1 protein-coding gene and 1 pseudogene are annotated in these 2,110 nt (G+C 75.0%); both read right to left on the reverse strand.

From position 1 onward, the window contains the following. The coding region (locus tag AB0I76_RS28450; RefSeq protein WP_357041784.1) for a beta-ketoacyl synthase N-terminal-like domain-containing protein at positions 1-651 on the reverse strand (651 nt) is incomplete at its 3' end. After that, positions 648-2,042 (reverse strand): annotated as a pseudogene (locus AB0I76_RS28455) (class I adenylate-forming enzyme family protein); the annotation flags it as partial. The gene AB0I76_RS28450 and the pseudogene AB0I76_RS28455, both read right to left, overlap by 4 nt. Positions 2,043-2,110: the final 68 nt, after the last annotated feature.

Below are 2,110 nucleotides of genomic sequence, written 5' to 3' on the forward strand. Positions count from 1 at the left end.
GCTGGCCGCCGTGGGGTCGTCCCACCCCCGGGCGAGGGCCCGGGCGTTGCCGAAGGTGTCGGCGAAGGTCGGGAACAGCGGCGCCTCGCTGGCCCCGCAGAGCACCACGTCGGCCTCCCCGGCGCGGATCAGCCGGACCCCGTCGGCGACCGCCTGGGCGCCGGAGGCGCAGGCCGTACCGACCGACGAGCTGTAACCGCGGATGCCGTACCGGATGGCGATCCGCGCCGAGGGCATGTTCGGCAGGATCCCGGTGAGCAGGTACGGGCTGACCGCCGCCCGGCCCCGCTCGGCCCGGGCCAGCACCTGCCTCTCCAGCGTGGCCATGCCACCGACGCCGCCGACGATGACCGCGACGCGGTCCGGGGCGACGTCCCGGCCCACCTCGATGCCGGCGTCGGCGAGCGCCTCGGCGGCGGTGAGCAGGGCGAGGACAACGATCCGGTCGAGCACCTTGGCCTCCGGGCCGGAGGCGACGGTACGCGCGTCGACGTCCGGCAGCACCCCGGCGACCTCCAGGCTTCCGGCGGCCGGATGGTCCTCCGGCGGTCGGGCCAGCCCGGACTTGCCGGCGCACAGCGCGTCGAACGTGGCGTAGACACCCCGTCCGGCCGGGGTGAACAGCCCCATTCCGGTGATCACGGCGCTCATGAGGACGCCTCGCTGAGGTAGCGCTCCCGGAGCACGACCTTGCGGACCTTCCCGGTGACGGTGACCGGGATGTCGTCGGAGCGGACCGGCACCACCCGGCGCAGCGTCGCCCCCACGTCCGCGCCGAGCGCGGCGCGCACCCGCTCGGTGCGGTCCTCGGTCCCGTCCGCACCGGCGGCCAGCTCCAGCAGCACGTCGGTGACCACCGTGTCGCCCTCGCGGACGATGACCACCGTGCAGTCGGTGACGTCCGGGCAGGAGGCGAGGACCCGCTCCTCCGACAGCGCCGTGTAGAACCGCTTCCCGCCGCCGGCGTCGACCGCGTCGACCGCCCGGTCCACGTGGTAGTACCGGCCCTCCTCGTCGGCGTACACCAGATCGCCGGTGAGGTACCAGCCACGCTGGCGGAACCGGTACGTGGTCACCGCGTCGTTCCAGTAGCCCCGGAACAGCGACGGCGAGTCGATGCCGAGCCAGCCCACCTCGCCGGCCGGCACCGGGTCGCCGTGCGCGTCGAGGACGGCCACCTTCGTGAACCGGTAGGGACGGCCGATGCAGCGGCCGTACCGGTCGGTGTCGCGGGTGTGGGTGACGTGGAACATCGAGTGCCCCATCTCGCTGGAGCCGAGCCCGTCGATGAAGACCGACCCGGGCACGCGGGTCACACCGTCGCGGGTCATGACGTCCCGGGAGCCGACCGCCACCAGCCGACGGATGTGCGGCTCGTGCGAGCTGTCCCCGGTGTTGAACCACAACCGCACCGAGTCCAGGTCGTACGCCGACAGGTCGAACCGGGCCAGCTCCGCCCAGGTGACCGAGAAGCCGAACACCCCGTCGGGCCGCCACCGCTGGATCGCGTCCAGCACCCGCTCGCCGCCCTGGTCGGAGAGGAGGAACATCTCCGCGGAGTTGCCGAGGGCCTGGTTGACCATCAGCACGGTGGCGGTGTGCGGGGCGGGCAGCGCGTTGAGGATCCGGCGGGTGCCCTGCGCCTGCGGCATCGACAGCAGGTGCCGGGTCGCGGCGAACAGGCTGGCGTGCGAGTGCAGCACCGCCTTCGGCACGCCCGTGGTGCCGGACGTGTGGGTGATGACGATCGGGTCGTCCGGGTGGTGCCGGTAGTGCGCGGGCGCGGCGGCCGGGTCCCCGGTGCCCGCCTCGGCGGGCGTGCCGATGACCGGCACACCGAGGTCGTGCCCGGCGAGCAGCGCGACGTGGGCGTCGTCGGCGAGCACACCGACGCCGCGCAGGCGGCGGACGTACTCGGCCGCGATCTCCGGCCGCAGCCGGCCGTTCATCAGCGCCGGGATCGCGCCGAGCCGGGTCAGCGCGAGGTAGCTCAGCACCATGTCGGCCGCCGCCGTCGCCCACACCGCCACCGGGTCGCGGGGGGGGGCCCCCCCCGCGGGGACCCCCCCCGCCCCGGCGGCCCCCCCCCCCGCCCCCAGGGGCCGCCGGT

Origin of the sequence: Micromonospora sp. NPDC049799 (assembly GCF_040656655.1) — a bacterium.
Lineage (GTDB): Bacteria > Actinomycetota > Actinomycetes > Mycobacteriales > Micromonosporaceae > Micromonospora.